This is a genomic window from Cryobacterium luteum, from assembly GCF_900110125.1.
Taxonomy (GTDB): Bacteria; Actinomycetota; Actinomycetes; order Actinomycetales; family Microbacteriaceae; genus Cryobacterium; species Cryobacterium luteum.
The window spans coordinates 18,362-42,948 of sequence record NZ_FOCN01000017.1 but is presented as its reverse complement, the minus strand read 5'-3'; the positions used below and the strand labels follow the sequence as shown (position 1 = coordinate 42,948).

Sequence of the window (24,587 nt, the reverse complement as noted above, 5' to 3'; positions counted from 1 at the left end):
ATGGGCATCACTTTGAACTTCACCAAGGGCCACGGCACCGGCAACGACTTCGTGCTGTTCGCTGATCCGGACGGGACGATAGAGCTCACCCCGGCGCAGATTCGCGCCGTCTGCGACCGCAGATTCGGCGTCGGAGCCGACGGCATCATCCGCGCGGTGCGCAGCAAGAAACTGCCGGACGGCGCGGCGGCCCTCGCCGAAGACGACGCGGCCGAGTGGTTCATGGACTACTGGAACGCGGACGGAACCGTCTCGGAAATGTGCGGGAACGGCATCCGGGTCTATGCCAAATTTCTTATTGAGAACGACCTCGCCGAACTGCTGCCCGGCGACACCCTCACCATCGGCACCCGCGGCGGCGTGCGCGACGTGCAGCGCAACGCCTCGGGCTTTCAGGTTGACCTCGGCCGGTGGAAGCTCGACGGCATCGAACCGCTCGTGCGCACCAGGAACCTGCCCGTAGCGCGTCCCGGCCTCGGCATCAACGTGGGCAACCCGCACACCGTCGTGGCCCTCGCCGACGATGACGAACTCGACGCCGCCGACCTGACATTCATTCCGCAGCTCGACCCCGAACCGGCCGACGGCGTGAACATTGAATTCGTCGTGCCGAACGAACCGCTCGTCGTCAACGGCGTCGGCCGGTTCCGCATGCGGGTGCACGAACGCGGCAGCGGAGAAACCCTGTCGTGCGGCACCGGTGCTGCGGCAGCGGCCCTGGCCACCCGGCACTGGGCCGGAAAATCGGCGCCGCACCAGTGGCGGGTGGAGCTTCCCGGCGGTGTACTCGGGGTGCGGATGTTCCCGGCCGAGGACGGCGAGCACGTGTCACTGTCGGGGCCGGCCGAGCTGGTCTTCGACGGTGTTTTGAACCTGGGTTAGTTACGATGCACGGCCAGCACCCGGAAGCCCTTGCTGATGGCCTCGCGGGTGGTTTCGAAGTTGGCCGGGAGTTCGGCGGCGAGCCAACGCTGGAGTGAGTCAGAGCCGAGGTTGCGCTGCACGACGAGCCAGGCATCCGCTTCGGGTTCGAGGCGGGGGAGCCAGGTCTGCATGAGGCCGTGCAACTCGTCTTTGCCCACGCGAATCGGCGGGTTCGACCAGATGGTGCGGAACAAGATGTCAGCGGGCACGTCGGCGGCGAGTACCGCCTTGATGTTGGTCACACCGAGGGTGGCAGCGTTGGTGCGCACGAGGTCGAGCGCCCGCTCATTGACGTCGACGGCCCAGATGGTGGCTTCAGGTGAGGCCAGGGCGAGGTGCAGCGCGATCGGGCCCCAGCCGCAGCCGAGATCGAGAAAATGGCCGCTCAAGGGCGGTTCGGGGGCGTACTTGAGCAGAACCTCCGTGCCACCGTCAATGTGAGCGGGGCTGAACACCGAATTTGCGGTCGTGAGCTCATGATCCTGCCCGTGCAGCTGCACCGTGATCTGGCGCGTTTTCAGTACGGTGCCGGGCGCCGGAGAAAAATAGTGGTCGGACGACATAAGAGGAACCTTTCAACTTCGATGAACTAAGGTTAACGGGATGAATGATCCAACGGCGCCCTCGGGCAACGACGCGGCACAAAACGACGCGGTAGAAATTACACACGTGGAAGCCTTCGACGCAGACGATGTCGTCGCGCGAGTGCTGGCCAGCGCCGACAGTAAGGCTGCCGGTTACTCCCTCTTTCGCAGCGGCACGGCTCAGGCCCTGCAGGCTCAGGCCTCCGGCGGGTATGACGGCAGCGAGCACGACGGCGACCAGTCCGAGCGTGCCGACCGCAACGCCCTGCGCCGAGTTGGCGGGCTGTCCACCGAACTTGAAGATGTCACCGAGGTCGAATATCGCCAGCTGCGTCTGGAAAACGTCGTGCTGGTGGGCGTCTACACGCACGGCACGGTCGATGACGCCGAGAACTCCATGCGCGAACTGGCCGCCCTCGCCGAAACCGCAGGGGCCACCGTGCTCGACGGGTTGCTGCAGCGTCGGGCCACCCCCGACCCGAGCACCTACCTGGGCAAGGGCAAAGCCCAGGAAGTCGCCGACATCGTGAAGGCCCTCGGCGCCGACACGGTCATTGCCGACACCGAACTGGCGCCCAGCCAGCGGCGGGCCCTCGAAGACGTGGTCAAGGTCAAGGTCATCGACCGTACCGCCGTGATCCTCGACATCTTCAGCCAGCATGCCAAGAGCCGAGAGGGCAAGGCGCAGGTCGAACTCGCCCAGATGGCCTACATGCTTCCCCGCCTGCGCGGCTGGGGCGACTCGATGTCCCGACAGGCCGGTGGCCAGGTCGGTGGCACCGGAGCCGGAATGGGCTCCCGCGGCCCCGGCGAAACCAAAATCGAACTCGACCGTCGTCGCATCCACACCCGCATGTCCAAACTGCGCAAGCAGATGGTTGAGATGAAGCCGGCCCGCGAGGCGAAACGCGCCAACCGCAAACGCAACGCCGTGCCGTCCGTGGCCATCGTCGGGTACACCAACGCCGGCAAGTCCAGCTTGCTCAACCGCATCACCAAGGCCGGAGTGCTCGTCGAGAACTCCCTGTTCGCGACCCTCGACGCCACCGTGCGCAAATCCACGACCGCCGACGGGCGCCTGTACACCCTCACCGACACGGTCGGGTTCGTACGCAACCTGCCGCACCAGCTGGTCGAAGCTTTTCGCTCGACCCTCGAAGAAGTGGCCGACGCCGACGTCATCATTCACGTCGTCGACGGCTCCCACCCCGACCCGGTCGCCCAACTCGCCACCGTGCGCGACGTCATCTCCGAGGTCGGCGCCCGCGACATTCCCGAACTGGTCGTCTTCAACAAGAGTGATCTGATCAGCGACGACGACCGGCTCGTGCTTCGCGGCCTCGAACCGAAAGCGACGTTCGTGTCGGCCCGCAGCGGTGAAGGCATCGAGACCGTGCTGGCCGCGGTGGCGTTGCTGCTGCCGACGCCGCAGATCGAACTCGATCTGCTCATTCCCTACGACCGCGGTGACCTCATCGCGGTGCTGCACGATCAGGGTCGCATCGAAGCCACCGACTACGAGGAAGCCGGCACGCGCGTGACCGCGTTTGTCACTCCCGAGATCGAGCCCCAGTTCGCCCCGTTCGTCATCCTCCCCGCGGCCTCCGCCTAGGGGCTCAGGCACTGGTGCCCGCCCGGATGACATGAAGTGTCACATTCGTGCGCCACGGCGTCGGTGTTGTTAGTGTCTAATCAATCGTTGCCGACGGAATTCATTCCCCGGCATGGAGCGACAGCCGAGCCCGGCATCCGCCCGCGAAAACCCATCAGCCTGCTGGTGGTGTCCGCGGCCGCCTGGCCACCACCGTTGTACCGCTTCTGCCGAATGAGGAACCATGACCGCGACAGGGATTTCCGCGTGTAACGACCGCCCGGCATTCTCATTTGAGGTGTATCCGCCGAAATCGGTGGCGGCAGCATCCGCTCTGACGCGCACCATCGATCATCTGGCCGCAGCCGGTCCCGAGTTCATTTCCGTCACCTACGGTGCCAACGGCTCGTCGCGCACCTCCTCACTCGACGTGCTGCGGTACATCAAGGACCACACCACAGCGGATGCGATGGCGCACCTCACCTGTGTCGGCTCCTCGCATGCTGAGGCCAGCCGGCTAATTCGGGAGTTCCTCGACGCCGGTATCCGCAGCTTTCTCGCGATTCGCGGCGACGCACCGCAGGGCGCGGCCGAAGGGGACACCACCTTCCTCGGTGACCTGCACAGCGCCGGGGAGCTGGTGCAGCTCATCCACCGGGTGCAGGCCGAACGGGTGCCCTACATCGAGACCGTGATCCCCGGCCTCCCCGCCGCCCGCGGGTTGAAAACGGAACGAAGCCGGGTGCGCATCGGTGTCGCGGCGTTTCCAAACGGCCACCCCAACTCCAGGTCGGTCGCGCAGGACATCGACACCCTGCTCGCCAAGCAGGCCGCGGGCGCCAACCTTGCGATCACCCAGCTGTTCTTCCACGCCGACGACTACCTGAGCTTCATCCAGAAGGCCCGCTCCGCGGGAGTGCTCTTTCCCATTCTTCCCGGCATCATGCCGGTCACCAGTCCGAACCGTTTGCGACGCATTCTGCAGCTTTCCGGGGAGAAACTGCCGGCCGCACTGTCCATCGCGCTCGAGGTCGAACCGACCGAGGAAGGCCAGCGGCAGATCGGCATCGACTACGCCGTGCGCCTCGGCCAGGACGTTCTTGCCGGCGGCGCCCCCGGCCTGCACCTCTACGCCTTCAACCAGCACGAGACCGTGCTGTCGGTTCTTGAGGGGTGTGGGGCGCTTCCGGTGCCCGCAACCATGCCCTAGGCCTCGCGCGCGCTCCACCGCGCAGGCCCACCCTCATCACGTTCGTCTTCTCCGACCGTTCAAGCCACTATTGCTCCAGTGAAGGAATCACCATGCCCATTTCTGCATCTCCCACCTTTCCCACCGGCACCATCCTCGGTTACCCACGGATCGGGCGACGGCGGGAACTGAAGAAGGCGGTTGAGGCCTTCTGGTCGGGCACGATCGACGCCGCCGAACTCGAACGGGTCGCCGCGGAGCTTCGCGCCGGAACTCGTGATCGGCTCGTTGAACTCGGTCTGGGGCGCACCGACTCGTCGATTCCCGAGTCGTTCTCGTACTACGACCAGATGCTCGACATCATCGTCGCGGTCGGGGCGATTCCAGCCCGGTTCGCTGCTCTCATCGCGGCCGATGGAACCCTCGACCTTGCCGGATACTTCACCCTGGCCCGCGGCGCGGGCGAGAACCTGCCGCTGGAAATGACCAAGTGGTTCGACTCCAATTACCACTACCTTGTGCCGGAGATCGGTCCGGAGACGGTGTTCTCGCTCGCCGGCGACCGCATCGTGCGCGAGTTCATCGAGGCGAAAGCGGCCGGGTTCCTCACCCGCCCGGTGCTCGTGGGCCCCGTCACCTTCCTGCTGCTCAGCAAGGCGAGCGACGACGCACCGGCCGGGTTCTCACCGCTCTCCCGACTCGACGATCTCCTTCCCGTCTACGCGGCGTTGCTGACGCGGCTAGCGGATGCCGGTGCCGAGTGGGTGCAACTCGACGAACCCGGCCTGGTCAGCGAGTCCATCGATGTGGGGCGCGCTGACACGCTGGCGGCCGTCGCATCCGCTTATGGGGTGCTCGGCCAGCTCACCGAACGACCGGCTCTGTTCGTCGCGGCGCCGTACGGCAGCCTCGACGACGCGCTGCCGGTTCTCGCCGCGACCGCAGTCGAAGCGATCGGCCTCGACCTGGTGCGGGGCACCCTGCCTCCGGCAGTACCCGGACTGGCCGGCAAGACCCTCGTCGCCGGCGTGATCGACGGCCATAACGTGTGGCGCGGCGACCTCGCCGCTGCTTTCGAGACCGCCGAGAGCGTACGCGCGTTGTCAGACTCGGTCACCGTCTCCACCTCCACCTCGCTGCTGCACGTGCCGCACGACGTCTTCGATGAGACCTCGCTACCGGGCGAGCTGACCAGCTGGCTGGCCTTCGCCGACCAGAAAGTGGGCCAGGTCGCCGCCCTCGCGTTCGGTCTCACTGCCGGGCGTGACGCCATTGCGGTGCCGCTGGCCGAGACCGAGGCCGCCCTGTCGGCGCGACGCAGCGCTCCGGGCGTACGCGACGGCGCTGTGCGCACCCGTGCCGCAGCCCTGACCGACGTTGACTTCACCCGTGGCGCCTACGCCGATCGCCTGGAGGCGCAGGAGGCGGCGTTGCAGCTGCCGTCGCTACCGACGACGACGATCGGATCGTTCCCGCAGACCGCCGACATTCGCCGCGCACGCGCCCGGTATCTCACGGGCGCGCTGAGCGCCGGCGACTACCGCGATCTGATGCGCGCCGAGATTGGCCGTGTCGTTGCACTGCAGGAAGAGATCGGACTCGACGTGTTCGTGCACGGCGAACCGGAACGCAACGACATGGTGCAGTACTTCGCGGAAAACCTTGACGGGTTCGCCGTGACCGAAAATGGCTGGGTTCAGTCCTACGGCAGTCGCTGTACTCGGCCATCCATTCTGTGGGGTGATGTGTCGCGACCGGCGCCGATCACGGTGGACTGGTCCGTGTACACGCAAAGCCTCACCGCGAAGCCGGTCAAGGGCATGCTCACCGGGCCGGTGACCATCCTGGCCTGGTCCTTCGTGCGCGACGACCAACCGCTCGGCGAAACCGCCCGCCAGGTGGCCCTCGCCCTGCGGGATGAGATCGGCGACCTCGAGGCCGCCGGCATCCAAATCGTTCAGGTCGACGAGCCAGCTCTGCGCGAGCTGCTGCCCCTCAAGCAGAAAGACCACGCCGGTTATCTGGACTGGTCGGTCGGTGCTTTTCGGCTCGCCACGGCCGGGGTAGCGGATGCGACCCAAATTCACACGCACCTCTGCTATTCCGAATTCGGCGTCGTCATCGAAGCCATTCGCAACCTCGACGCCGACGTGACGAGCATCGAAGCGGCCCGGTCACGGATGGAGGTGGTGCAGGAGATCGAGGCCGGTAGGTTCGACCACGGTATCGGCGCCGGCATCTATGACATCCACTCGCCCCGGGTGCCGAGCATCGACGAGCTGACGACGCTGCTCGACACCGCCTTGAAATCCATTCCTGAGCGCCAGGTCTGGGTAAACCCGGACTGCGGGCTGAAGACGCGCGGCTACGACGAGACCGTGCAGTCGCTGCATAACATGCTCGCGGCGACGCGGCGGGTGCGCGAACGCCGCGGTATCAGGGTCAATGCCTAGCGCCAGCGCCTGACGCGGTCGCAGGGACGACAGAGGCCCGATCACCCGTTGGCGATCGAGCCTCTGTCGTACGACACCGGGGCGTGCAATCAGGATTACACCGAGCGCAACACCGCGACGACTTTGCCGAGGATGTCGGCAAAGTCGCCGACAATCGGTTCGAAGTTGCTGTTGCGCGGAAGGAGCCAGGTGTGGCCGTCGCGCTTGCGCAAGACCTTGACGGTGGCCTCGTTGTCGAGCATGGCCGCAACGATCTCGCCGTTTTCCGCGGTCTTCTGTTGCCGCACGACGACCCAGTCACCGTCACAAATCGCAGCGTCGATCATGGACTCCCCGACGACCTTGAGCATGAACAGCTCGCCCTGGCCCACAAGCTGGCGGGGCAGCGGAAAGATCTCGTCGATTTGCTGGTCGGCCGTGATCGGGATGCCGGCAGCGATGCGGCCGACCAGGGGGACCATCGCCGCATCGCCGACCTGCACGCCCGGGTGAAAGCTGTCCTGGTCGCCGGTGCCGGCGTCTTCGGGGGCGCGCTGGATCTCGATGAGCACTTCAAGTGCCCGCGGGCGATTCGGGTCGCGGCGCAGATAACCGCTGAGCTCGAGCTGATTGAGTTGGTGGGTCACGCTCGACAGCGAAGCGAGTCCGACCGCATCGCCGATCTCTCGCATGCTCGGCGGGTAGCCGCGCGAGCTCACCGAACGCTGAATTACGTCGAGGATAGCGAGCTGGCGTTGGCTCAAACTCTTGCGGCGCCTTGTGCCGCCCTTGTCGCGGGTAGCGCCGGTGTTTTGTGTCACGATCTGCCCTTCTGGAGTCGGTCCCGCCTGGCCTGAAGTCGTGCTTCACGGGAATGTCGGTGGTGTCTGGTTGAGTGTAAATCAAGCAATTGTTCTATCGAAAGTTTATCCAGTTCTTCGCCCTGAAACAAACACTTATTCGAGTGTGTTGTGTGAAATTTCGGGCGAAGACCAGAAAAAGCTTGCATGTTCGATTGTTCGAAGTTATATTCGGAACATAGTTTCGTATCCGGTCCTCCCGGCCGAGGGCCGGATACGAGACTCGCAGCCCGCCAACCCCGGAGGTTTGACATGACCACAGCATGTGTACCCGCAGTATCATCCGACGACGCCCCCGTCACCCGACTTCGCCTCACTCGTCGTGGGCGAGCGGTGCTCACGACCCTCGCTGCCGTCCCGCTCGTGCTCGGTGCCCTCGCCTTCGCCGTCAATGGGGGAGCGGCCGGCGCATCGGACTCGGCCACGGGTATCGACGTCATGTCGTACACGACCGACTCGGGAATCGTTGCCACCCTGGCCTATTCGCCGACCGACGTCGGTTCCGCCCGATTCATCACGGTCGATCCCGGCCAGACCCTGTGGGACCTCGCCGAAGAGATCTCACCGTCGGAGGACCCGCGCGACGTGGTCGCCGATATCAAACGTCTGAACGCCCTCTCCGTGGAAACCCTGCAGCCCGGCCAGCGCCTGGAGATCCCCGCCGACTCCTGAATCGATCAGTACTTGAGCAGTCCAGTACTTGAGTAGTCCAGTACGTGAGCTGAACAGTACTTGAGCTGCCAGGAACAGAGGAGCGCTGGGCAGCAACACAGGGTCGTAGCATGGAGGGTGTGACCAGCCTCGATGATCTTCCGCTCCGCACCAACCTGCAAGGCCTGACCCCGTACGGTGCTCCGCAGCTACACGTGCCGGTGGCTCTGAACGTCAACGAGAACACGCACGCTATTCCAGACGCGGTCGTCCGCGATATCCTCGCCGGCCTGGCCGACGCCATCCGCTCGGTGAACCGGTACCCCGACCGCGAGTTCACCGCCCTGCGCGAGGCGCTCGCCCAGTATCTTGGCCACGGACTGGCGGCGGAGAACATCTGGGCCGCCAACGGCTCCAATGAAGTGCTCCAGCAGGTACTCCAGGCTTTCGGCGGCCCCGGACGGAGCCTGCTCGGCTTCGCACCCACCTATTCGATGTATTCCATCCTCGCGTCGGGAACCGACACCACCTGGATTCCGGGTGCCCGTGATGCTGACTACGAGCTGTCGCCCGCCACCGCCGTGCGTGAAATCGCCCGCACCAGCCCCGACATCGTTTTTCTGTGCTCCCCGAACAACCCCACCGGCACCCCGCTCTCGCTCGAGACCATCGCCGCCGTCTACGACGCAACCGATGGCATCGTCGTCGTCGACGAGGCCTACGCCGAATTCGCACCCGTCGGCACGCCCAGTGCACTCACCCTGCTGCCGGGTCGGGAACGCCTGCTCGTTTCGCGCACGATGAGTAAGGCCTTCGCCTTCGCCGGTGCCCGCGTGGGTTATCTGGCGGCCGACCCGGCGGTGACGGATGCCCTGCGACTGGTGCGTCTGCCCTACCACCTCTCCGCCCTGACCCAGGCCGCGGCCAACGCAGCCCTCGCGCACAGCGCCGAGATGCTGGCGATGGTCGACGACATTCGTGCCCAACGCGACCGACTGGTGGTTGAACTGGCCCGGTTGGGCTACGCCCCACACCAAAGCTGGAGCAACTTCGTCTTGTTCGGAGGAGTCGCCGACCCCCAGGAGACGTTCACTGCTCTGCTCGCCGAGGGAATCCTCATTCGCGACGTCGGCATTCCCGGCCACTTGCGGGTGACGGCCGGCACCGAGAAGGAGACCTCCCTGTTCCTGGACGCCCTGGCTCGCCTGGGACGCCCGGATCGTTCCGGTCAAACCGAGACGGCCCGAGCCGAATAAGCTAGCGGTATGAGTTCAACTGACGGTATCTCCGCGCCCCGCGTCGCACACCTGCAACGGGAGACGAGTGAATCCAGCATTGACCTCTCGTTGAACCTGGATGGCACCGGCGTCAGCGATATCCACACCTCGGTGCCGTTCTACGACCACCTGCTGACGGCTTTTGCCAAACACTCGCTGACCGACCTCACCGTGCGCGCTTCCGGTGACATCGAGATCGACGTCCACCACACGGTCGAAGATGTGGGAATCGTGCTCGGCCAGGCTATCCGCCAGGCCCTTGGCGACAAGTCGGGCATCTCCCGCTACGGTGACGCCCTCGTTCCGCTCGACGAAGCTCTCGCGCAGGCCGTCGTTGATATCTCCGGCCGACCGTATCTCGTGCACACGGGCGAGCCGGCCGGCTTCGAATTCCACCTCATCGGCGGACACTTCACCGGCTCCATGGTTCGTCACGTCTTCGAAGCCATCACCTTTCACGCCGGATTGACCGTGCACGTCACCCTGCTGGGCGGCCGCGACCCGCACCACATCGCTGAAGCCGAGTTCAAAGCCTTCGCCCGTGCGTTCCGCCTCGCGAAGGCCCTCGACCCGCTCGTGCAGGGCATCCCGTCAACCAAGGGTGCCCTGTGACCAGGGTCGTCGTCTTCGACTACGGAACCGGCAATGTGCACTCCGCGGTGAAGGCACTCGAACTGGCCGGCGCTGACGTGACCCTGACGAGCGACCGCACCATCGCCCTGGAAGCCGACGGCCTCGTCGTACCCGGTGTCGGTGCCTTCAGCGCCGTGATGCAGGCCCTCACAGCGGTGCGGGGTGACGAGATCGTCGATCGGCGCCTGGCCGGTGACCGCCCGGTGCTGGGCATCTGCGTGGGGATGCAGGTGATGTTTGAACACGGTGTTGAGCGTGGCGTCGACACCGAGGGACTCGGCGAATGGCCCGGAACGGTCACCGAGCTTCCGGCGACGATCCTGCCGCACATGGGCTGGAACACGGTCACAAGCGCGGCGGGTTCTGAGCTCTTTCGCGGAATCGAAGAGGAACGCTTCTATTTCGTGCACTCCTACGCCGCCCAGTCCTGGGCGCTCGAGGTCATGCCGCCGTTTCCCGAACCCCGGCTGACCTGGGCAGAGCACGGCGCGCCGTTCCTGGCCGCGATCGAAAACGGACCGTTGTGCGCCACCCAGTTCCACCCGGAAAAATCGGGGGAGGCGGGCATCCGCTTGCTGAAGAACTGGATCGGAACGCTGCGCCAATAGCCCGGCGCGCCTAGACTTCACAACCCGCATCATCCGCACCGGCACCTGCCATGAAATTGGCCGCAGCACGCGGCCGCACCAATCAAGGACACCAATGAGCGAGTTCAACAAAACACCGAGGCTCGTCCTCCTGCCCGCCGTCGATGTGGCCGGCGGCAAGGCTGTTCGCCTGACGCAGGGCGAGGCCGGCACGGAAACGAACTACGGAGACCCGGTCGACGCTGCGGCCGACTGGGCCCGGCAGGGCGCCGAATGGATCCACCTCGTTGACCTCGACGCCGCCTTTGGTCGAGGCACCAACACCGGCGTGATCAAAAAGGTCATTCGTCAGGTCAAGGGTGTCAACATCGAGCTCTCCGGCGGCATTCGCGATGACGCATCACTCGAAGCGGCACTGACCACGGGCGTGAAACGCATCAACCTCGGTACGGCGGCACTCGAAAACCCGGAATGGGCAGCCAGCGTGATCGCGCAATACGGCGAAGCCGTTGCGGTCGGCCTCGACGTGCGCGGCACGACGCTCGCTGCGCGAGGCTGGACCAAGGACGGTGGCGACCTGTGGCAGGTGCTCGAACGCCTCGAAGCGGCTGGCTGTGCCCGCTACGTGGTGACCGACGTCACCAAGGACGGCACCCTGCAGGGACCGAACATCGAGCTGTTGCGTCAGGTATTGGACCGCACGCGCAAGCCGGTCATCGCCTCCGGCGGAATTTCCAGCCTCGACGACATCGAAGAGTTGCGCAAACTCGTGCCGCTGGGCCTCGAAGGCGCCATCGTTGGCAAAGCGCTCTACGCGGGCGCGTTCACCCTGGCCGAGGCCCTGGACGTCTCGGGATCGTAATGGGCAAGGCGCGTAACCTCGGCTCCACGGGCGATCCTTCTGGTCGGCCCGCTTCTTTGGGACAGCCCGGTTCTCTGAGCTCGCCGGGACAGCCCGGTGAGCCGAACGTGTTAGCCGATTCGGCCGGGCAGCCCTGGACCGGCCGAGAATTCGAGGCGAACCTGGACGCCGGCGATGACGGGTCCGCTCCAGCGGCCCTCGCAGCGGCCCTCGCCCGCTTTCACGCCCGTGAGGTCGGCGAAGAAAGCGTCATCGACGCCATCCGCGGTTCCCGCCTGCTGATTCCGCTGGTCACCAAGCTCGGGGAGGCGGCGCTGAACGCGCGCGGCCAGACGATCGACAAGACGCAGGAACTGTCGATCATCACCGTGGCCGGTCCCGACGGCCGCACCGTGCTGCCCGCCTTCTCCTCCACCGCCGCCATGACGGCGTGGAACCCCCTTGCCCGGCCTGTTCCCGCGGATGCCGTGCGTGTCGCCCTGGCGGCCGCGCAGGAAAACACCGACCTCGTGGTGCTCGATCCCACCTCGCCCAGTGAATTCGTCATTCGGCGCCCGGCCCTGTGGGCGATCGCGCAATCCTTGCCCTGGACACCGAGTTACGCCAGCCGCCACGTCGCCGACGCGTTCAGAACATCGATCGCGACGGAACTGTCGGTGCTGACCGTCGCACTCTCGGCCGGTGATCCACTGGCACGGCTCGACGGCCCCGAACTCGTCGTGCAGCTCGAGCTGGTCGACGGCCTTACCCAAGCCGATCTCGACGCGATTCTGAGTCGGCTCGGCATGCGCTGGTCGGAGAACGAGACCATCACGACCGGTGTCGACTCGCTGCGCGTCAAGCTCGTCGCGTCGGCGTGACTCGAGATTCTGCCGTGTTGAGCTCTCTGTCGGTGGTTCGGGTGAGAATGACGGTATGACCGACGTTCTCGATCGCTTCTCCCCGGCCACTCGGGCCTGGTTCACCGAGGCGTTCGCCGCGCCGACCGCCGCGCAACTAGGCGCGTGGAACGCCATTTCGCAGGGCTCGCACGCCCTCGTCGTGGCACCGACCGGATCAGGCAAAACCCTCGCTGCGTTTCTGTGGGCGATTGACCGGCTGTACACCGAGGCCGAGCCCGCCGCCATAGCCGGCACTCGCGTGCCCGGTGCTTATTCGCCCATCACTCGCGTGCCCGGTGCTTATTCGCCCATCACTCGCGTGCCCGGTGCTCATTCGCCCATCACTCGCGTGCCCGGTGCTCATTCGCCCATCACTCGCGTGCCCGGTGCTCATTCGCCCATCACTCGCGTGCTGTATATCTCCCCGCTCAAGGCGCTCGGCGTTGATGTTGAACGCAACCTCACCGCGCCCCTGGTGGGCATCAGCCGCTCTGCCCAACGCCTGGGCCTGGAGCCGCCGCACGTCTCCGTCGGCGTGCGCTCAGGAGACACTCCCGCTGCCGACCGGCGCAAGCTGATCACGTCGCCGCCGGATATCCTCATCACCACTCCGGAGTCCCTGTTTCTCATGCTGACCTCGGCGGCCCGCGATTCGCTGCGCGGGGTACAGACCGTCATCATCGATGAGGTGCACGCGGTGGCGGCGAGCAAGCGCGGCGCCCACCTTGCCGTCTCGCTGGAACGACTCGACGCCCTGCTCAGCCACCCGGCCCAGCGCATCGGGTTGTCGGCCACCGTACGGCCGCAGAGCGAGGTGGCTCGGTTTCTCGGTGGAGCAGCCCCCGTGCAGATCGTGGCACCGCCCGCGTTGAAGCGGTTCGACCTGCGGGTGGTGGTTCCGGTCGACGATATGAGTGATCTCGGGCCGGTCCCGCAACGCGAGGGCGTCACCTCGGCTGCGGCTCCCCAGACCGGGTCGATCTGGCCGCACGTCGAGGAAGCCATCGTCGATGAGGTGCTCGCGCATTCCTCGAGCATCGTCTTCGCGAATTCCCGGCGGCTCACCGAACGACTCACGGCACGCTTCAACGAAATTTATGCTGAACGGCTGGCCGGGGCGGAGGCATCCGCTCTGGTGGGGGCGCCTGTCCTGGTGGCTGATCTGCCGGGAGGGCTCGGCACGGTGGGGGTCACGCCAACGGTCCGTCCACCGGCTGAGCTGATGGGCGCGAGCGGTCAGAGCGCGGGCAGTGAACCGCTGCTCGCTCGCGCGCACCACGGCTCGGTCAGCAAGGAACAACGCTCTCTTATCGAAGACGATTTAAAATCGGGACGGCTGCGCTGTGTTGTCGCCACGTCCAGCCTCGAGCTCGGCATCGACATGGGTGCCGTCGACCTGGTCGTGCAGGTGGAATCACCGCCGTCGGTGTCGAGCGGGCTGCAGCGGCTCGGTCGGGCCGGACACCAGGTCGGTGAGATCTCGCGCGGGGTGATCTACCCCAAGCATCGGGCCGACCTCATCCATGCTGCCGTCGCCGCCGAGCGCATGGTGGCCGGTGCGATCGAATCGCTGCGGGTGCCCACCAACCCGCTCGACATCCTGGCCCAGCAGACCGTGGCGGCCTGCGCGCTGGAACCGATCGACCTCGAGGCCTGGTTTGACACCCTGCGGCGCAGCGCGCCGTTCGCGACCCTGCCCCGCTCCGCCTATGAGGCCACCCTCGACCTGCTCGCCGGTCGGTACCCCTCTGACCAGTTCGCCGAGTTACGTCCACGCATCGTCTGGGATCGCGACGCCGGCACCCTTACCGGCCGCCCAGGGGCGCAACGGCTCGCCGTCACGAGCGGCGGCACCATTCCCGATCGTGGTTTGTTCGGTGTCTTCATGGTGGGTGGCGACCAGGTCACCGGCAAACGCGTCGGCGAACTCGACGAAGAGATGGTCTACGAGTCACGCGTGAACGATGTGTTCGCGCTCGGCACCACGAGCTGGCGCATCCAAGAAATCACCCATGACCGGGTACTCGTCGTGCCGGCATTCGGACAGCCAGGGCGGCTGCCGTTCTGGAAGGGTGACGGCCTCGGCCGCCCGGCCGAACTGGGCCAGGCCATTGGAGCCTTCGTGCGGGAGGTCGGGAGCTTGCCACCCGGCGACGCCCGAATGCGCTGCGCTGGGGGCGGCCTCGACGAACGCGCGATCAGTAACCTGCTGGCCTTCCTCGACGAGCAGCGCGCCGTGACCGGCCAGCTGCCGACCGACCGTACCCTCGTGGTCGAACGGTTCCACGACGAACTCGGGGACTGGCGGGTCGTCTTGCACTCCCCGTTCGGCACCCCGGTACACGCACCGTGGGCGCTGGCCGTCGGTGCCCGGGTGCGGGAACGCTACGGAATCGACGGTTCCTGTGTTGCGAGCGACGACGGCATCGTCGTGCGCATCCCCGATACCGAAACCGAACCGCCCGGCGCTGAACTATTCGTCTTCGACCCCGACGAACTCGAGCAGCTGGTCACCGACGAGGTCGGCGGCTCCGCGCTGTTCGCCTCCCGGTTTCGGGAGTGTGCCGCCCGGGCCCTGCTCCTGCCCCGGTACAAGCCCGGTTCGCGCTCGCCGCTCTGGCAGCAACGGCAGAAGGCCGCGCAGCTGCTCGACGTTGCCCGCACCTTCCCCACCTTTCCGATCATTCTCGAAACCCTGCGGGAATGCCTGCAAGATGTTTACGACCTGCCGGCGCTCGGTGCGCTGGCCAGGCGGATCGCCTCGCGGGAACTGCGCCTGGTGGAGGTCACGACCGACACCGCCAGCCCCTTCGCGAGCACCCTGCTGTTCGGTTACGTCGCCGCCTTCATGTATGAGGGCGATACCCCGCTAGCCGAGCGGCGCGCCACAGCCCTCGCGATCGACTCGAGCCTGCTGGCCGAACTACTCGGGCGGGTCGAACTGCGGGAGCTGCTCGACCCCGCCGTCATCGACCAGACCGACCGGGAGCTGCAACGGCTCGCGCCCGACTACCTGGCCAAGGGCAGGGAAGGCGTCGCCGACCTTCTACGAACGCTCGGCCCGCTCAGCACCGGCGAGGTCGCCGAGCGGATGCTCCTGCCCGCCCCCGAATCACCGTCTGCGCCCGACGCTCCGCCGCCGGTGTTCGGGTCGCTGCCGGCGCCCGACCCGTCAGGTTTCGTGCTCGCCGAGGAGGCTCTGCTCGGCCTGGTCGCCGCGCGCCGCGTCATGCGTGCGAGCATCGGCGGCGAGGAGCGCTGGGCGGCGGTCGAAGACGCCAGCCGGTTGCGCGACGCTCTCGGCGTTCCGCTGCCGATCGGGGTGTCCGCCGCGTTCACCGAATCCGTGGCCGACCCGCTCGGCGACCTGGTGAGCCGCTACGCGCGTTCGCACGGACCGTTCACGACCGGCGCCGTAGCCGACCGGTTCGGCCTCGGCACCGCCGTCGTGCAGATCGCCCTCGGCCGCCTCGCCGACGCCCGACGTATCCTAGCCGGTGAATTCCGACCGAACGGCACCGGTCTGGAATGGTGCGACGCCGAGGTGTTGCGGCGTCTCCGCCGTCGTTCCCTCGCGGCGCTGCGCCACGAGGTCGAACCCGTTGATCAGCAGGCCATCGGCCGGTTCCTGCCGGCGTGGCAACACGTGGGCGGCAAGCTGCGCGGAATCGACGGTGTCGCATCCGTTGTGGAGCAGCTGGAGGGTGCGCGCATTCCGGCGTCCGCCTGGGAGACGCTCATTCTGCCCGCCCGGGTGAGTGACTACCAGCCGGGCATGCTCGACGAACTCACCAACGCCGGGGAGGTGCTCTGGGCCGGCGCGGGCACCCTCGCCGGCAACGACGGCTGGGTCAGCCTGCACCTCGCCGAAACCGCCCAGCTCACCCTGCCACTGCCCATCGATGCCCCGACGACGCCCCTGCAACAGGAAATCCTTGCGACCCTGGGCAGTGGCGGTGCCTACTTCTTTCGGCAGCTGGCCGATGCCGTCGGCAGTCAGGACGATGCCGCACTGGTGCAGGCGCTCTGGGACCTGGTCTGGGCCGGTCTGGTCAACAACGACACCTTCGCCCCGGTGCGATCGCTTCTGGCCGGCGGCCATACCGCCCACCGGCAGAGCCGAGCCGCACCCCGCGCCCGCCTGCATCGTGGGCGGTCGATGCCGCGGCCAAGTTTGCCGAGCCGCAGCGGTCCGCCCACCGTGTCGGGTCGCTGGTCGATCCTGCCGGTGGCCGACGAGTCACCGACCCGTCGCGCGCATGCGCTGGGGGAGACCCTGCTGGAACGCTACGGCGTGGTCACCCGGGGGGCGGTGATGGCTGAGAGCGTCATTGGCGGATTCTCGCTCGTCTATCGAACGCTCACCGGGTTCGAAGAAATGGCACGGTGTCGACGCGGATATTTCATTGAGGGGCTCGGCGCGGCCCAGTTCGCCACCGGCGGCACCATCGACCGGCTGCGCACCTTCGCTGTCGGGTCAACGGTCCCGTCTGGTGCAGATCGGAAGGCCGCGCTGGCCGCGATCTCCCTCGCCGCAACCGACCCGGCAAACCCCTACGGTGCCGCGCTGCCGTGGCCGACACTGCCCGGCGACACCACCCATCGCCCTGGCCGCAAATCGGGCGCCCTCGTCGTGCTCGTCGACGGAGCCCTCGTGCTGTACGTCGAGCGCGGCGGAAAAACCGTCGTCGCCTTCGAAACGGATGAGGCAGTGCTCGCCGCGGCCACCGTGAGCCTGGCCGCCCTTGTCACCACCGGTCGCGTGCAGAAGATCGCGGTGGAAACGGCCAATGGTGTGTTCGTGATCGGCAGCGACGTGGGAGCGGCCCTGCGCGCCGCCGGCTTCACCGAAACTCCGAAGGGACTGAGACTGCGTGCCTGAGGGCGATACCGTCTACCGCACCGCGCGTACCCTCGACCAGGCGCTGCACGGCAGCATCCTGACCGGCTGCGACATCCGGGTACCCGCTTTCGCGACCGTCGACCTGACCGGTCAGACCGTGCACGAGGTCTTCAGTCGCGGCAAGCACCTGCTGCACCGGGTCGGCGAGACGAGCATCCACTCCCACCTCAAGATGGAGGGAGCCTGGCACCTCTACCGGCCGGGCACCCGGTGGCAGCGGCCCGCCTTTCAGGCACGGATCGTGCTGCAGACGGCTGACTGGGTCGCCGTCGGGTTCGAACTCGGGGTGCTTGAGCTGGTACCGACCCGGGCGGAGGCCGAGGTGGTCGGCTATCTCGGGCCCGATCTGCTCGACCCAGCCTGGAACACCGCCGACAGTGCTGAGGCCGCTCAGCGCCTCGCTGCCCGGGCTGAACAACCGGTCATTCTGGCCCTCGCCGACCAGCAAAACCTGGCCGGCCTCGGCAATGTCTACGTCAACGAGCTGTGCTTTCTGCGCGGTCTGTTACCGACCCGGCCCATGGTCGAGGTCCCTGACGTGCCAGGACTCGTCAGCCTGGCCCGGCGGCTGCTCCTGGCCAACAAAGACCGCGACGAACGCACGACCACCGGTAACCTGCGCCGCGGAGCGCAGGTGTGGGTTTACGGAAGAGGCGGCCAGCCGTGCCGGCGCTGCGGCACCCCCATTCTTCGTGGCACCCTGGGCCGCAGCGACGTGGAGCAGCGCAACACCTTCTGGTGCCCGCGCTGCCAGACCTGACTCGAATTGCTGCCGGGGAACGCAAAACGGATGCCGTCGGTCGGGTGACCGGCGGCATCCGCTCGCAGCAAAGTGGGTTAGTTGACCGGGCCGGTGTACTTCTCGCCGGGGCCCTCGCCGATCGGGTCCTGCACGAAAGATGCCTCGCGGAACGCGAGCTGCAGGGAACGCAGGCCGTCACGCAAGCTGCGCGCGTGCATGTCGGCAATGTCGGGAGCGGCGGCTGTCACCAGGCCGGCGAGGGCGGTGATGAGCTTGCGCGCTTCGTCGAGGTCAATCTGGGCGTCAGGATCTTCGGCGAGTCCACACTTCACGGCGGCGGCACTCATCAGGTGCACCGCGGCCGTGGTGATGATCTCCACAGCGGCCACATCGGCGATGTCGCGCGTTGCCTGTGCCGCATCCTGCTCGAAACTCTCATCTTGCTCAAAAGTATTGCTCACTGCATTCCTCTGCTAGGATCGTCTTTGGTTCCGGGACAATAGTCTCGGTACGAAAGTGGAGAATCTCCCACCCGCGCATACCGCTTCATCAAGGTTACCGGGTAGATTGCACTCCGCCGTCGCGTTATCACCTCCTTCGGGACGGTGACAGGGCGAGGGTAGACAGGGTGTCGTGTGATGCAGTCCGATGACAGAATCGGTCTGGAAAACGCGTGATTTTCCTCTCTTCGTCCCCCGTCGGCATCCGCTGGCTGGTTGTGACCACGAAGTTAACCAAGAGGAGAGACGCATCAGCGATCCCCGTACAAATGACCGTATACGCGTCCCCGAAGTTCGTCTCGTTGGTCCCAACGGCGAGCAGGTCGGGGTCGTGGCGATTGATGTTGCCCTGCGCCTGGCACAGGATGCCGACCTCGACCTCGTCGAAGTTGCACCCGAAGCCAAGCCGCCCGTGGCCAAGATCATGGACTACGGCAAGTTCAAGTACGAGGCTGCGCAAAAGGCCAAGGAGGCCCGGCGCAACCAGGCGAACACGATCCTCAAGGAGGTTCGTTTTCGTCTCAAGATTGACACGCACGACTACGAGACCAAGCGCAAACGCGCCGAAGGCTTCCTGAAGAGCGGTGACAAGGTCAAGGCCATGATTCTTTTTCGTGGCCGCGAACAGTCCCGACCCGACCAGGGCGTACGTCTGCTCCAAAAATTTGCCGAGGATGTCGCCGAGTACGGTTCCGTGGAATCTACTCCGATGATCGACGGTCGAAACATGGTCATGGTGATTGGCCCGTTGAAGAACAAGTCAGAAGCCAAGGCTGAGATCAACGCCCACAAGGCTGCCGAGAAGGCAGACAAGGTAGCCGATAAGGCAGACAAGGTTGCCGACAAGGCAGCGAAACAGGAGGAACCGAATGCCTAAGATGAAGACCCACTCCGGAACCAAGAAGCGTTTCAAGGTCACCGGCAGCGGAAAGATCATGAAGCAGCAGGCCGGACTTCGACACAACCTCGAAGTCAAGAGCACGCAGCGCAAGTCCCGTTTGAACCAGGACCAGGTGCTGGCCAAGTCGGATCAGAAGACCATCAAGAAGCTTCTCGGTCTGTAATTTTTTGGCCCATAAACCAGGCCTCGTCAACGAATAAGGATTTGTAAAAAATGGCAAGAGTAAAGAGGGCCGTAAACGCCCACAAGAGTCGCCGCGTTATTCTCGAACGCGCCAAGGGCTACCGCGGTCAGCGTTCACGCCTGGTCACCAAGGCCAAGGAGCAGCTCACTCACTCCTTCACCTACAGCTACCGTGACCGTCGTGCACGCAAGGGTGACTTCCGTCGCCTGTGGATCCAGCGGATTAACGCTGCGTCGCGCGCGAACGGTCTCACCTACAACCGTCTGATCCAGGGCCTCGGCCTGGCCGGCATCGAGGTTGACCGTCGTATCCTCGCCGACCTCGCCGTCAACGAGGCAGCGACGTTCGCCGCCCTCGTCGAGAGCGCCAAGGCAGCCCTTCCCTCCGACACCTCGGCACCGAAGGTCGCCGTCACGGCGTAAGGGTTCACCGATCGGTTCACCACCGGCTGCCTCCTGGGCGTGAATGTGGTAAGCGGATCAAAGTTCACAAATGAGGAGCGGGCGACCTGGTCGCCCGCTCCTTTTCTGTACCCATGCGTCGTGGAGCTAAACTCTGCGCACCTAGAATTAACGTCATGCTTGATAATCCACGTTCACCGCGCGTCCGTGCCGTCGCAAAACTTGCCAAGCGCGACGCGCGCCTCGAGTCCGGTCTCTTTCTGCTCGAAGGCCCGCAGGCCGTTTCCGAAGCCCTCACCTTTCGCCCTGAGCTTGTCGTGGAACTCTTTGCCACGCCCACAGCGCTCGACCGCTACGCCGATCTGGCCCAGAAAGCCGTCGACGCCCAGGTTGAGGTGGAATTCGTTTCCGAAGAGGTGCTCGAGGCCATGGCCGACACGGTCACCCCGCAGGGCTTCGTGGCTGTCTGCCACCAGTTCCCCACCTCGGTGAAGAAGATCTTCAACGCCGAGCCCAAGCTCGTCGCCATCCTCGAAGAGGTGCGTGACCCGGGGAACGCCGGCACCATAATCCGGGCAGCGGATGCCGCCGGCGCCGACGCCGTCATCCTCACCGGTCGCAGCGTCGATCTGTACAACCCCAAGGTCATCCGCTCCTCGACCGGTTCCATCTTTCACCTGCCCGTCGCGATCGCGGCTGACCTGTCCGACGTACTCGACCGTGCCCGCTCTGCCGGCCTGCAGCTGTTCGCGGCCGACATCAAGGGTTCCGACCTGCTGACCGCCCGCAACGAGGGGCTGCTTGCCGCTCCGACCGTGTGGCTGTTCGGGAACGAAGCTCGTGGCCTCACCGACGAAGACCTCGCCCGGGTGGACCGCAGCGTCAGCGTTCCGATCTACGGCGAGGCCGAGTCGATGAACCTGGCTACCGCGGCGTCCGTTTGCTTGTATGAGAGTGCGTTTGCCCAGCGCGCCTGACCCGCCTCATAGCACAAACACTCGATGCCCGGACTGTTACAAATGCGTTACTGTCCGGGCATTTGGCATGCCCAGACCTCAGTTCTGTCCTAAGTTGGGGGATATGGAGCCAACAGATTCGTCCCCGGCTACGTCGAACATCACCGTTCGTCGGGGGGAACCGCTAGTCGTCGTCAAGGACATCAACAAGCACTACGGGGAACTGCACGTTCTCAAGAACATCAATGCCGTGGTCAACCGCGGCGAGGTGGTCGTAGTCATCGGACCGAGTGGGTCGGGAAAATCCACTCTCTGTCGGGCGATCAACCGCCTTGAGACCATCGACGACGGTGTGATCACCATTGACGGTGTGAAGCTGCCGGCTGAGGGAAAGGCGCTGGCGCACCTGCGCGCAGATGTCGGCATGGTTTTTCAGGCGTTCAACCTCTTTGCGCACAAGACCGTCTTAGAAAACGTGACTCTCGGCCCGATGAAGGTGCGAGGGCTCTCCAAGGCCGAAGCTGAGAAAAAGGCCATGGCCTTGCTTGAGCGAGTTGGTGTGGCCAACCAGGCAAAGAAGATGCCGGCGCAGCTCTCCGGCGGTCAGCAACAGCGGGTCGCTATCGCTCGTGCCCTGGCCATGGAGCCCAAGCTCATTCTGCTTGACGAGCCGACCAGCGCGCTCGACCCTGAAATGATCAACGAGGTTCTTGAGGTCATGGTTGACCTCGCCAACGAAGGCATGACCATGATCGTCGTCACCCACGAGATGGGCTTCGCCCGCAAAGCTGCGGACCGCGTCATCTTCATGGCTGAGGGTGAGATCGTGGAGGAAACCTCCCCGGAGGAATTCTTCACCAACCCGCAGAGCACCCGTGCGCAGGACTTCCTCTCCAAAATCCTCGACCACTAAACCGTCCCTACCACCACACAGCACCCAGGAGTAGACAAATGAGACTCAAAAAAGGCCTAGCCATTTCGGCCCTCGCCCTCGCAGGAGCCCTCGTGCTTAGTGGCTGCACCGATTCTGGTGCATCCAATGACGCCGTGCCCGTCGAAGAAGCCCCTGAATTCGAAGCAGGCACCACCATGGCGGCCCTCGCCGAAGCCGGAGAGATCACGATCGGCACGAAGTTCGACCAGCCGCTCTTCGGCCTTCGTGGCGCGGATGGTGACCCGGTCGGCTTCGACGTCGAGATCGGCAAGCTGATCGCAGCCAAGCTCGGCATCGCCCCGGACAAAATCAAGTGGACAGAGACCGTCTCGGCCAACCGCGAACCCTTCATCCAGAATGGCCAGGTTGATCTGGTCGTCGCCACCTACACGATCAACGACACCCGCAAAGAGGTCGTGTCCTTCGCCGGGCCTTACTACTCCGCTGGTCAGGACCTGCTCGTTCTTGCCGGTAACACCGACATCGCCGGCCCCGAAGACCTCACCGACCAGCCCGTCTGCACGGTGAGCGGCTCCACGTCGGAGAAGAACATCGCGGAATTCACCACGAACATCATCGCCACGGACACGTACTCCAACTGCCTCGGCCCGCTGCGTAGCGGTGAAGTTGTCGCCGTCACCACGGACAACGTTATTCTGGCCGGCATCGCCGATCAGAACGAGGGCGAGTTCGAGGTTGTCAACAACCCGTTCACGGAAGAGCCCTACGGCATCGGCCTGGCACTGGACGACACCGAGTTCCGTAACTTCATCAACGATGTGCTCGAAGAAGCATATGACGACGGCACCTGGGTTGACGCCTGGGAGTCCACCGCCGGAAAGGTTCTTGACACCCCAGAGCCGCCGGCCGTTGACCGCTACTAGGCCAACAGCACCCCTGTACTACCCGTAGTCAGCACGGATGGCCCGTTCGTAGTCGGACGGGCCATCCGTGAGTCTTCCCGCCAAACCCAACGCTCCACCACGGACATCAGAAGAGGAGGTGAGTTGTGGACGCAGTCATCGACAACCTGCCAACGTTCCTGGAAGGCTTCCGGAACACCCTGGGCCTCCTCGCCCTCGCCGGCATCGGCGCTTTCATTCTCGGCATCGTCGTCGCCGCGATGCGGATCTCACCCGTGGGATCGTTCCGTGCCTTCGCGACCGTTTACACCGAAATCGTGCGGAACACACCGCTCACCCTCGTGCTGTTCTTCTGCGCCTATCTGCTGCCGTACCTGCAGTTCTCTCCCGGCTACTTTCAGCTGGCCGCTATCGGGCTGACGGTCTACACCTCGCCATTCGTCGCCGAGGCGCTGCGCTCCGGTGTCAACGGGGTGCATGTCGGTCAGGCTGAAGCCGCCCGCAGCATCGGCCTGACCTTCGGGCAGACCCTGTCCTTCATCGTGATGCCGCAGGCAGTGCGCATGGTTATTCCCCCGCTGATTAATGTGTTCATCGCCCTCGCCAAGAACACTTCGGTCGCCGGAGCATTTTTCGTGTTCGAACTCTTCGGCGCAGCCCGCCAGATCACCAATGATCGCGGTGACGCGGTCATCGCCATTTTGCTCGCCGTGGCCGTGTTCTACCTCATCATCACCATTCCGCTCGGCCTGGTCGCCGGCCGGATCGAAAAGAAGGTGGCGGTACTCCGATGACTTCCGTACTCTACGACGTTCCCGGGCCCAAGGCCCGCGCACGATCACGAGTCATCTCCGTTTTGGGGATCGTGCTCATCGTCGGCGGTCTTGTTGCCCTGGTCGTGGTGCTCGGCCTACCCAAGGCGAGCGCCAACGGTGCCGTGCAGCCTGGCCTGTGGGACGCCTCCCGGTGGGACGTCTTCAACGATGTCCAGGTCTGGCGCACTCTCGGTATCGGTGCCTTGAACACCCTGCGGATGGCAGCCGTCGCCGCCGTGTTGGCCCTTATCGTCGGAGTTCTTTTTTCGTTTGGCCGAGCCGCCGACAGCGCCTGGGTACGCATCCCGACGACGGTCGTGCTCGAATTCTTCCGTGGCATGCCCGTGCTGCTCATGATGCTGTTCATTCTGCTGGTGTTCTCTACCGGATCGTTTTGGGCCGGTGTCAGCGCGCTCGCGGTCTACAACGGTGCGATCATCGGTGAAGCGCTCCGGGCCGGAATCAAAGCACTCCCGAGCGGGCAACGCGAAGCTGGCCTGGCCATCGGCCTCACCCCGGTCGCCACTCGCTTTCGGATCGAATTTCCGCAGGCTTTCCGCCAGATGCTTCCGATCATCATCGCCCAACTGGTTGTACTGCTCAAGGACACCTCGCTGGCCTTCGTGGTCGGGTACAACGAGTTGCTGCGCAGCGGCAACTACAACCTCTCCCAGTTCTTCGGCAACCGGTACCAGTTCTCGTTCTTCTTCGTCGTGCTGGTTATCTATCTCGCCATGAACCTGTCCCTGTCGTGGCTTGCCCGCATCATTGCCCGTCGCACCGGCTCACAGAGCGGTGGGGTCACGCCAACGGATGCCACCAAGGGGCCTGCTAATCCTGTCGACCCGAATCTCGTCTACTCCAACGCCCTGGGGGCTCAGAGTAAAGGCCAGTACTAAGCGCACTAAACTTGGGCC

23 protein-coding genes are annotated in these 24,587 nt (G+C 65.2%); 20 read left to right on the top strand and 3 right to left on the bottom strand.

Going from position 1 to position 24,587, the window contains the following annotated elements:
- Nucleotides 1-882: a diaminopimelate epimerase gene (gene dapF / locus BMW72_RS14410; protein WP_092111740.1), complete on the top strand. Its 882-nt coding sequence runs from the start codon at nucleotides 1-3 to the stop codon at nucleotides 880-882.
- On the opposite strand, the gene BMW72_RS14405 is transcribed toward dapF, so the two are convergent.
- Entirely contained in the window at nucleotides 879-1,487 is a 609-nt protein-coding gene (locus BMW72_RS14405; RefSeq protein ID WP_092111738.1) for a class I SAM-dependent methyltransferase, read from the bottom strand. The two genes, dapF and BMW72_RS14405, sit on opposite strands and share 4 nt — an antisense overlap.
- Before the next feature lie 40 nt (nucleotides 1,488-1,527).
- Between BMW72_RS14405 and hflX the strand changes: the two genes are divergently transcribed.
- The 3 genes from hflX to metE all read left to right on the top strand — a co-directional run bounded on the left by hflX (nucleotide 1,528) and on the right by metE (nucleotide 6,741).
- Nucleotides 1,528-3,120: a GTPase HflX gene (gene hflX, locus BMW72_RS14400; RefSeq protein ID WP_092111736.1), complete on the top strand. Its 1,593-nt coding sequence runs from the start codon at nucleotides 1,528-1,530 to the stop codon at nucleotides 3,118-3,120.
- A gap of 223 nt (nucleotides 3,121-3,343) precedes the next feature.
- Entirely contained in the window at nucleotides 3,344-4,309 is a 966-nt protein-coding gene (locus BMW72_RS14395) for a methylenetetrahydrofolate reductase (RefSeq protein ID WP_092111734.1), read from the top strand.
- A 92-nt stretch (nucleotides 4,310-4,401) separates the two neighbouring features.
- Nucleotides 4,402-6,741 (top strand): 5-methyltetrahydropteroyltriglutamate--homocysteine S-methyltransferase, encoded by a 2,340-nt coding sequence (metE, locus tag BMW72_RS14390; RefSeq protein WP_092111732.1) that lies wholly within the window; start codon nucleotides 4,402-4,404, stop codon nucleotides 6,739-6,741.
- A 95-nt stretch (nucleotides 6,742-6,836) separates the two neighbouring features.
- On the opposite strand, the gene lexA is transcribed toward metE, so the two are convergent.
- On the bottom strand, nucleotides 6,837-7,544 hold the full coding sequence (lexA, locus tag BMW72_RS14385; RefSeq protein WP_370448736.1) for a transcriptional repressor LexA: 708 nt from the start codon (nucleotides 7,542-7,544) through the stop codon (nucleotides 6,837-6,839).
- Between the two features lie 288 nt (nucleotides 7,545-7,832).
- Here lexA and BMW72_RS14380 point away from each other — a divergent pair, with 288 nt between their 5' ends.
- The 8 genes from BMW72_RS14380 to BMW72_RS14345 all read left to right on the top strand — a co-directional run bounded on the left by BMW72_RS14380 (nucleotide 7,833) and on the right by BMW72_RS14345 (nucleotide 18,134).
- On the top strand, nucleotides 7,833-8,252 hold the full coding sequence (locus BMW72_RS14380) for a LysM peptidoglycan-binding domain-containing protein (RefSeq protein WP_092111728.1): 420 nt from the start codon (nucleotides 7,833-7,835) through the stop codon (nucleotides 8,250-8,252).
- Between the two features lie 119 nt (nucleotides 8,253-8,371).
- A complete protein-coding gene (locus BMW72_RS14375) occupies nucleotides 8,372-9,487 on the top strand; it encodes a histidinol-phosphate transaminase (protein WP_241983760.1) in 1,116 nt (371 codons plus the stop codon).
- Between the two features lie 9 nt (nucleotides 9,488-9,496).
- Complete coding sequence (hisB, locus tag BMW72_RS14370) at nucleotides 9,497-10,120, top strand: imidazoleglycerol-phosphate dehydratase HisB (protein WP_092111724.1); 624 nt, start codon at nucleotides 9,497-9,499, stop codon at nucleotides 10,118-10,120.
- Complete coding sequence (gene hisH / locus BMW72_RS14365; RefSeq protein ID WP_092111722.1) at nucleotides 10,117-10,749, top strand: imidazole glycerol phosphate synthase subunit HisH; 633 nt, start codon at nucleotides 10,117-10,119, stop codon at nucleotides 10,747-10,749. The genes hisB and hisH overlap by 4 nt, the downstream gene beginning before the upstream one ends.
- Nucleotides 10,750-10,843: 94 nt before the next feature.
- The gene (gene priA, locus BMW72_RS14360; RefSeq protein WP_092111720.1) at nucleotides 10,844-11,590 is read left to right on the top strand and encodes a bifunctional 1-(5-phosphoribosyl)-5-((5-phosphoribosylamino)methylideneamino)imidazole-4-carboxamide isomerase/phosphoribosylanthranilate isomerase PriA; all 747 of its coding nucleotides are present in this window, start codon (nucleotides 10,844-10,846) and stop codon (nucleotides 11,588-11,590) included.
- Between the two features lie 107 nt (nucleotides 11,591-11,697).
- Nucleotides 11,698-12,450 (top strand): SseB family protein, encoded by a 753-nt coding sequence (locus BMW72_RS14355; protein WP_241983761.1) that lies wholly within the window; start codon nucleotides 11,698-11,700, stop codon nucleotides 12,448-12,450.
- A gap of 55 nt (nucleotides 12,451-12,505) precedes the next feature.
- Nucleotides 12,506-17,353: an Lhr family ATP-dependent helicase gene (locus BMW72_RS14350; protein WP_092111716.1), complete on the top strand. Its 4,848-nt coding sequence runs from the start codon at nucleotides 12,506-12,508 to the stop codon at nucleotides 17,351-17,353.
- Complete coding sequence (locus BMW72_RS14345; RefSeq protein WP_092111714.1) at nucleotides 17,346-18,134, top strand: DNA-formamidopyrimidine glycosylase family protein; 789 nt, start codon at nucleotides 17,346-17,348, stop codon at nucleotides 18,132-18,134. The genes BMW72_RS14350 and BMW72_RS14345 overlap by 8 nt, the downstream gene beginning before the upstream one ends.
- A 77-nt stretch (nucleotides 18,135-18,211) precedes the next feature.
- Here BMW72_RS14345 and BMW72_RS14340 read toward each other — a convergent pair whose 3' ends face one another.
- Nucleotides 18,212-18,577 carry a DUF1844 domain-containing protein gene (locus tag BMW72_RS14340; RefSeq protein ID WP_092111713.1) on the bottom strand — a complete coding sequence of 122 codons (366 nt, stop codon included), beginning with the start codon at nucleotides 18,575-18,577 and terminating at the stop codon, nucleotides 18,212-18,214.
- Nucleotides 18,578-18,764: 187 nt separating this feature from the next.
- Here BMW72_RS14340 and infC point away from each other — a divergent pair, with 187 nt between their 5' ends.
- The 8 genes from infC to BMW72_RS14300 all read left to right on the top strand — a co-directional run bounded on the left by infC (nucleotide 18,765) and on the right by BMW72_RS14300 (nucleotide 24,569).
- Nucleotides 18,765-19,493 (top strand): translation initiation factor IF-3, encoded by a 729-nt coding sequence (gene infC / locus BMW72_RS14335; RefSeq protein ID WP_370448734.1) that lies wholly within the window; start codon nucleotides 18,765-18,767, stop codon nucleotides 19,491-19,493.
- Nucleotides 19,486-19,680 carry a 50S ribosomal protein L35 gene (gene rpmI, locus BMW72_RS14330; protein ID WP_092111710.1) on the top strand — a complete coding sequence of 65 codons (195 nt, stop codon included), beginning with the start codon at nucleotides 19,486-19,488 and terminating at the stop codon, nucleotides 19,678-19,680. Before infC ends, rpmI begins: the two co-directional genes overlap by 8 nt.
- Before the next feature lie 50 nt (nucleotides 19,681-19,730).
- Nucleotides 19,731-20,123: a 50S ribosomal protein L20 gene (gene rplT, locus BMW72_RS14325; RefSeq protein WP_092111708.1), complete on the top strand. Its 393-nt coding sequence runs from the start codon at nucleotides 19,731-19,733 to the stop codon at nucleotides 20,121-20,123.
- A gap of 155 nt (nucleotides 20,124-20,278) precedes the next feature.
- On the top strand, nucleotides 20,279-21,079 hold the full coding sequence (locus BMW72_RS14320) for a TrmH family RNA methyltransferase (protein ID WP_092111707.1): 801 nt from the start codon (nucleotides 20,279-20,281) through the stop codon (nucleotides 21,077-21,079).
- A gap of 103 nt (nucleotides 21,080-21,182) precedes the next feature.
- Nucleotides 21,183-21,971 (top strand): amino acid ABC transporter ATP-binding protein, encoded by a 789-nt coding sequence (locus BMW72_RS14315; RefSeq protein WP_092111705.1) that lies wholly within the window; start codon nucleotides 21,183-21,185, stop codon nucleotides 21,969-21,971.
- A gap of 38 nt (nucleotides 21,972-22,009) precedes the next feature.
- Nucleotides 22,010-22,876: a glutamate ABC transporter substrate-binding protein gene (locus BMW72_RS14310; RefSeq protein WP_092111703.1), complete on the top strand. Its 867-nt coding sequence runs from the start codon at nucleotides 22,010-22,012 to the stop codon at nucleotides 22,874-22,876.
- A 125-nt stretch (nucleotides 22,877-23,001) separates the two neighbouring features.
- A complete protein-coding gene (locus BMW72_RS14305) occupies nucleotides 23,002-23,649 on the top strand; it encodes an amino acid ABC transporter permease (RefSeq protein WP_092111701.1) in 648 nt (215 codons plus the stop codon).
- Nucleotides 23,646-24,569: an amino acid ABC transporter permease gene (locus BMW72_RS14300; RefSeq protein WP_092111698.1), complete on the top strand. Its 924-nt coding sequence runs from the start codon at nucleotides 23,646-23,648 to the stop codon at nucleotides 24,567-24,569. Before BMW72_RS14305 ends, BMW72_RS14300 begins: the two co-directional genes overlap by 4 nt.
- Nucleotides 24,570-24,587 lie beyond the last annotated feature (18 nt).

What these genes read in the sequence shown, in the direction of transcription:
- BMW72_RS14405 (WP_092111738.1), bottom strand. Translation starts at nt 1,487, where the DNA reads ATGTCGTCCGACCACTATTTTTCTCCGGCGCCCGGCACCGTACTGAAA.
- BMW72_RS14300 (WP_092111698.1), top strand. Translation starts at nt 23,646, where the DNA reads ATGACTTCCGTACTCTACGACGTTCCCGGGCCCAAGGCCCGCGCACGA.
- hisB (WP_092111724.1), top strand. Translation starts at nt 9,497, where the DNA reads ATGAGTTCAACTGACGGTATCTCCGCGCCCCGCGTCGCACACCTGCAA.
- rplT (WP_092111708.1), top strand. Translation starts at nt 19,731, where the DNA reads ATGGCAAGAGTAAAGAGGGCCGTAAACGCCCACAAGAGTCGCCGCGTT.
- dapF (WP_092111740.1), top strand. Translation starts at nt 1, where the DNA reads ATGGGCATCACTTTGAACTTCACCAAGGGCCACGGCACCGGCAACGAC.
- infC (WP_370448734.1), top strand. Translation starts at nt 18,765, where the DNA reads ATGACAGAATCGGTCTGGAAAACGCGTGATTTTCCTCTCTTCGTCCCC.
- hflX (WP_092111736.1), top strand. Translation starts at nt 1,528, where the DNA reads ATGAATGATCCAACGGCGCCCTCGGGCAACGACGCGGCACAAAACGAC.
- priA (WP_092111720.1), top strand. Translation starts at nt 10,844, where the DNA reads ATGAGCGAGTTCAACAAAACACCGAGGCTCGTCCTCCTGCCCGCCGTC.
- rpmI (WP_092111710.1), top strand. Translation starts at nt 19,486, where the DNA reads ATGCCTAAGATGAAGACCCACTCCGGAACCAAGAAGCGTTTCAAGGTC.
- BMW72_RS14315 (WP_092111705.1), top strand. Translation starts at nt 21,183, where the DNA reads ATGGAGCCAACAGATTCGTCCCCGGCTACGTCGAACATCACCGTTCGT.
- BMW72_RS14310 (WP_092111703.1), top strand. Translation starts at nt 22,010, where the DNA reads ATGAGACTCAAAAAAGGCCTAGCCATTTCGGCCCTCGCCCTCGCAGGA.
- BMW72_RS14350 (WP_092111716.1), top strand. Translation starts at nt 12,506, where the DNA reads ATGACCGACGTTCTCGATCGCTTCTCCCCGGCCACTCGGGCCTGGTTC.
- BMW72_RS14395 (WP_092111734.1), top strand. Translation starts at nt 3,344, where the DNA reads ATGACCGCGACAGGGATTTCCGCGTGTAACGACCGCCCGGCATTCTCA.
- BMW72_RS14320 (WP_092111707.1), top strand. Translation starts at nt 20,279, where the DNA reads ATGCTTGATAATCCACGTTCACCGCGCGTCCGTGCCGTCGCAAAACTT.
- BMW72_RS14380 (WP_092111728.1), top strand. Translation starts at nt 7,833, where the DNA reads ATGACCACAGCATGTGTACCCGCAGTATCATCCGACGACGCCCCCGTC.
- metE (WP_092111732.1), top strand. Translation starts at nt 4,402, where the DNA reads ATGCCCATTTCTGCATCTCCCACCTTTCCCACCGGCACCATCCTCGGT.